We start from the raw sequence: 6,000 nt of genomic DNA on the forward strand, positions 1-6,000 counted from the left end.
AATTTTTAAATTAAATTTTTAAATAAAAAAATACTTATTCACAATGTGGATACATTGAAAATAAGTACAAGTTATATTTTTAGTATATTAATATTTGCCTCAATGGCAGTATCAAAGTCTTTATCTAAGGTAAGAAAATAAGTGATGTCATGACTTATAGCGCTGGAAAGATGAAAAGCGTCATTGATAGATAACATATATTTTGTTATAAATAGCTTAGACAATATGACATCTGTATGAGTAATGCTAACAAATTTTAAGTTTAAAACTTTCTCAAAATATGAAAAAATATCTACAGAAGTTGTAAAATAAATTTTTAAAAGATCCTTTTTCCATGGATTTTTGGCGATGTTGTGAAAATATTTATTAAAGGGTATTTCCTTATAATATTCTAATCGTCGTTCTTTTATAAGTTTCCTATCCCGTTTATTAAAACATGACAAGATTATTTCAATATCGTTGATGGAATTTAGAGGCTGGATTCTATCAATTTTGTATTTCATATCATTGATGAATAACTTCTTTGTTATCTGGTTTATGGTTTCCGCTATAGTCATATCGTTGACATATAGGGAGCAATTATTTCTTCTCAACAATGACAGCGTATTGCAACTTTCCATGTTTTTTGGATCTGTATCATAAAGAAGGGTAAGAATAAAGCAAGTATCCAGCATTACAGAGCTTCCTAAAAGTATTCGGTTTGGATCAAAGGGATAATCAATTATATTCACAAAATAGCCTCTTAATAGTATTGTTTATATAGTTTATTATGAGAATATATATATTATGACTTCTCATTATTTAAAGTGCTTTTGAAAGCATTTTTTGCAAAGATAGCTGTGCCCCTTATTTATAGAAATAAGTTGGCTTTTGTCATAAGATTTGCCACACATGGTGCAAGAGTACTTGTCAATGCTTGACCCAGTTTTCTTTGGAGTACTTGATTTTTTAAAATTTTTTACACCTATGCCACCGCCAGCGTTGGAAGGAGGGGCATATAAGATTGATTCATCGGGAATATTTTTTTTCACTATGTTGTAATTCATGCCGTATATGCTCTCCGCAAAGAGCTCTAATTCAAATCTAGGATTTTCTTTATCATAGAATTCTTCAATAATTAATCTTCTTACTTGTGCATCGTTTACGATAAGACCACTCTTCTCTATACCATCAAAGATGCTTTTGGTTATATTATTTGTGTCCGGATGTCTTTTGCTACTTTTATAATAAACCTTTAAGACTGCAATAAGTGCTTCATCCATGACCACATTTGGGTTTTGAATTCTTGCCTTCAAGGCAATTTCCTGCTCGTATAATGCATACCTATCGTGATATTTCCCAGAGTTAACAGGGAGAATTGCTCTTCCATTCACGTTGAATAATTTAAAATTGGATTTAGATATGGGGGAACCCTCCACCATAACCTTAGCGTATTTGTTGTCCATGTTTCTCTCCTTGTCTGTGATAGTTATATTGTATACATTTATTATATCATACTAAATTATTAGTGTAGGCATAGGAATAATTAGCTTACAAATCTACAGGGTGGGGGTAGATTATATAATATAACAGAGGACAGGTTATTATAAGATTAATATTTAAAAGTAGTTATTTCATTTCCCTTAGCAATTCTAATATTGCCATGGCTGCTTCTTTAGGCCCTTGGTGCTCTTGACCCTCGATACCTAGTCGTGTTCTTATCTCACCAACTTTTATATTTTGTTTAAACAGGCAGCCAAAGTAGTTTGTGAGAAGCAAATCCGTTTGTTCCCTTCTCTGAACAGGACCAAAGGGATTTGCAAAATAAGATTCTACGATGCCTTTTTCTGTAGTAGTTCCTTTGGCAAATCGTCTGCCAGCCCTAAAAACTTCCAAAGCTTCTGAAGCATTACCAAAGAAGCTTATGGACTCCCCACCTTCCTCGTAGTTGTTGGCATAGAAAATATAATCTACAGGATGATTTTCTACCACATCTTTATAATCTGTGATGGGAATAATTATACGGGCATTGATTTTGTCTGGGTTCATGAATACAGAGCGGTCCAGTTCTTTAAAGCTGTACCCAGTGTCTAGGTCATCTAATCTTACAAAGGCGCCGATTTCCGTACCACTGCTTTTAATTGTTCCATTGTCATCTAACAGCAATACACCCATGTCATCGTAAATAGTCTTTATGTCAGTGATGGAGGATTCCCCGTGGATTTTAAGCTGTTCAATAGTTTCAGATTTACCAGCACCACTATCTCCCATAATGATGATATTGTTGGTTTTACCATCTAGCATGGTCATTTTAACCATAGCACCGTGAATTGGCAATTGGTTTTGATTTAATTTCTTTACGTTGTGCAAAGTTAAGATCATTTTTTTCATGTATCCAAAGTAATCGAATTTGTCATCGGAACTTAGAAAACCTACAATAATATCGTTGTCACTGTCCTCATAAAAAATTTCATTTTCCTTGTGGTCTTCGTAACCATATACGTAAATTAAGTCAGGCTTTCTGTTTCTATACTCTTCTTCTATAGCTAATTCAAAAAGGTTGCAAAGGGCAACACCTTGGGCCATAAAACGCTGATTGAAATACACAAAGGCAAGCAAATTACCAACCTTGGCAGGGTAGCATATCCATTGGTCGCTGTCAAATTTCTTATCCTCTAGAGGGTTTGTTTTTGTCTCCATAAAAATTCCGTCTCTCTTATTTCTTTTTGAATAGGCGATAAAAGGAGGATGAATTATGACGGATTCAATAAAAGGAATATGGTCCAGATTTCTATATTCATAAGGAAGATAAGAACGCATATGGGTCAAGGTGAGACCAGCATTGACACCAGCTTTAATCTGACGATAAACTTTGTTTTTTTTACCCATGACTTGTTCCTCGATAGAACGATATGTAGATAATACCAATTCCTCAAATCTTGACTGAGCATCTGCAAATTGCACATTTTGATAACCAGTTCTTTTCTCATTGTTAAAGACTATGGCGTATCTTTGTAATCTTCTCCAGTATAAATATAAATCTTCTACTAGCTTTAAAAATTCATCTTTGTTTTGTAAATATCCTTCAAGGTTAGGTCTGTGGGCTATGATTTCTTCAGTATTTACTATGAGTAAAAGTTTAAAGACAGTTTTAAGGTCTTTCAGTATCTCTATCTTGTCTTCATTTACTGAGGAAAGATAGGAATAAATCACACTGTTTTTTCTTGAAATGTGGTCAAGGTATCTTTTCAAAACTTTGGAGAAAGATTCGCTTTCTATAAGTTCGCATCTTGATTGGCAGTACTCCTCAGAGAAGTTCAGTATGGCGTTGTTGTGTTTTATTTTGAATTTATATGACATAGCTATACCTCCGAATATAATCTGTCTATTACTGTTTTAAAAACAATAATGAATTTGTCTAAATGTTCTTTTGTAATATCACCTATTACTCCAACTCTTAGGAGATGTTCAGCATTTTCTCCCATACCCCTGGCGATATTTATACCCATACTTTCAATTTCCCTGTGAATCATGGTGGAGCTCATGAATTCCTTCAGTTTTATTACCACCATTACATTGCCCTTATTTTCTTCTTGGGCAAAATCCGTGTGAAACCCTATATCCTTTAGCCTGGATTCAAGATAGGATCTAAACTCATAATGATGATTATAGTAGTTTTCCAAACCTACAGTGTTACATATATAATGGCAAGCTTTTTCCATGGCAAATATAAGGGATATGTTAGGTGTAAAAGGTGTTTCACTTACTTCCATGGACTTCAGGTATTTTCTAAAATCCAAATAAAACCTTGGCAAATCACTGCGGTCCATTAGTTTTAACGCTTTACTGCTAAGACAGGCAAAAGCGATACCTGGAGGAATTAAAAAGCCCTTTTGGCTTCCAGCTAGTACGCAATCCACATGGTACTTTTCCATGTCCATGGGATGAACAAGCAAGCCAGAGATGGAATCTACTATGAACAGGCAGTTGTCCATGTTTTTAATTAAATTTCCCACGTATGCTATATCATTCTTTACTCCGCTGCTAGTTTCGTGATGGGTAATGAAAACTCCTTTTAAATCTGGATGACTAGAAATGAAGTTTTTTACTTCATTTTTATCGTAGGTTTCACCTAATTTATATTGCAAAACGTGTACATGAAGATCGTATGCTTTACAAATATCCACAAATCTATTTCCAAAGTATCCAATGCTGATTACTAGAACCTCATCATTTTTTCTAAAAAAATTACATACAGAGGCTTCCATGGTAGCAGTACCAGAGGATGTAAGGATAATTACTTCGCCTTCTTGGTTTAAATTTACTATATTTTTTATTTGATTTCTTACCTTATCAAACACTTCTTTAAATTCATAGGATCTGTGATGACAGATTCTGTTGCTTAAAATATTAAGAAATTCTTGCCTACATTCCGTTGGTCCTGGTGCTAAGATAAATTGATTTTTGTCCATACTATTCCTCCCTATGAAAATAAAATTCTTATAGTTTTTTATTATACCCTTTTAAGAGAAAAATGCAAGAAGAATATAATAAAATTGCAAAATAATAAATTTAAACCTAATACTAAGGATGAAAACGCAATAAAGATAGAATAGAAATTGCAAAAACACAGTTTAAATAATTATTATTAGATAAAAATGAAGAAAGTATTCATATAATCAAGTCATGGAGCAAAAAAAATTATGATAAATTCTTGAGGTGGCTATTTAAAAATGGGAAATGTATAATATAGATAAACAAGGTGATAAGGAGAGGAATTTCAATGGATATTGTTATACGTGAAAATATTGATGAATACTTGAAGGGCCTTAAAGAATGGATTAGTGGCCTTGAAAATCATAACTTTGAAGAGATGGATGAGTTTTTTAAAGCTCGTATAGATGATTATGAAGAGCATATGGAACATTGGGAAGATGCATACACCTTTGTTAGTAATCAAATTCCCAAAGATACAAAAAAACTTTTAGATGTTGGATGCGGCACAGGGCTTGAACTAGATAATATATTTAAAATTTTACCTCATGTAAGTGTCACGGGCATTGACCTCTGTGAAACTATGCTTCAAAAGCTTCAGCAAAAACATGGAGACAAGCATCTGTCATTAATATGTGGAGATTATTTTCAAGTACCTTTTAAAGAAGAGGAATATGATGCAGTTATTTCATTTCAATCATTGCATCACTTTAAGGGTAGCAAGAAAGTAGAGTTATTTAAAAAAATATATAACTCATTAAAACATGGCGGTGAGTTTATCCAATGTGATTATATTGCTTGTTGTGAAGAGGAAGAGGAGCTGCTTTCAAAAAAAGCTGAGGAAATACGTAGAGAAAACAAGATTTTAGAGGATGTATTTATTCATTTTGACACACCACTTACTCTTAAGCACGAAATAGAACTTTTAAAAAAGGCTGGTTTTAAAGACGTAAAACCTTTATGTGCCATAAATGGTGCTACAACAATTGTGTGCAAGAAAATTTAATTTAAGTCAAAAAAGTCTGTCTAGTATATAGGACAGGCTTTTATACTTGGACAAGCACAAGAAGTTATTAAAAATATAATCTCAATTGTAACGAAAACTTTTGTTATAATATTAATAAGTTTATGGTATAATATAAAATAATAGCGATAATAATGAAAATAATGAAAATATAAAATATAGTTGAGGTAATTATATGAATAATAGAGTTAGGTATATGGAGCAAATACGTCCTTTTATAATTTTGCCCGTAAAACCTCGTGCCCTTGTGGTCGAGGATGTAAGGGCTTTAAGTTAGTGGAGTTCGATACTCCCCTAACTTAACATTACACTAACTTCTGATTTAGAACAAAATACAATATGAAAGTTAATTCTGACGTCATTTCAATAGCATTGTATAATCACTATACAAACTACATAAAATACATAAGAAATGAGGTGGTATTGTGGAGAAGTCTTTTAAATTTAGGTTAGTGCCAACTAAAGAACAAGAAATTATGTTAAGTAAGACTTTCGGCTCTTGC

General features: G+C 32.7%; 6 protein-coding genes. 2 read left to right on the forward strand and 4 right to left on the reverse strand.

All coding sequences use genetic code 11. The features are described 5' to 3' along the window. Positions 1-71: 71 nt before the first annotated feature. The 4 genes from BUA73_RS11475 to BUA73_RS11490 form a co-directional block, all read right to left on the reverse strand. Entirely contained in the window at positions 72-731 is a 660-nt protein-coding gene (locus BUA73_RS11475; protein WP_084672251.1) for a type II toxin-antitoxin system VapC family toxin, read from the reverse strand. 66 nt (positions 732-797) lie between these two features. After that, positions 798-1,445, reverse strand: coding sequence for a RusA family crossover junction endodeoxyribonuclease (locus BUA73_RS11480; protein ID WP_072904266.1), 648 nt, complete (start codon positions 1,443-1,445; stop codon positions 798-800). 163 nt (positions 1,446-1,608) lie between these two features. Continuing rightward, complete coding sequence (locus BUA73_RS11485) at positions 1,609-3,339, reverse strand: hypothetical protein (RefSeq protein ID WP_072904267.1); 1,731 nt, start codon at positions 3,337-3,339, stop codon at positions 1,609-1,611. A 2-nt stretch (positions 3,340-3,341) separates the two neighbouring features. Next, the gene (locus BUA73_RS11490) at positions 3,342-4,451 is read right to left on the reverse strand and encodes a pyridoxal-phosphate-dependent aminotransferase family protein (protein WP_072904268.1); all 1,110 of its coding nucleotides are present in this window, start codon (positions 4,449-4,451) and stop codon (positions 3,342-3,344) included. A 311-nt stretch (positions 4,452-4,762) separates the two neighbouring features. On the opposite strand from BUA73_RS11490, the gene BUA73_RS11495 reads away from it, so the two are divergent. Further along, positions 4,763-5,479: a class I SAM-dependent methyltransferase gene (locus BUA73_RS11495; RefSeq protein WP_084672252.1), complete on the forward strand. Its 717-nt coding sequence runs from the start codon at positions 4,763-4,765 to the stop codon at positions 5,477-5,479. 443 nt (positions 5,480-5,922) lie between these two features. Continuing rightward, on the forward strand, positions 5,923-6,000 hold a 78-nt coding region (locus BUA73_RS14635; RefSeq protein WP_423230390.1), incomplete at its 3' end, for a helix-turn-helix domain-containing protein.

This window comes from Hathewaya proteolytica DSM 3090 (assembly GCF_900142225.1).
GTDB lineage: Bacteria > Bacillota > Clostridia > Clostridiales > Clostridiaceae > Hathewaya > Hathewaya proteolytica.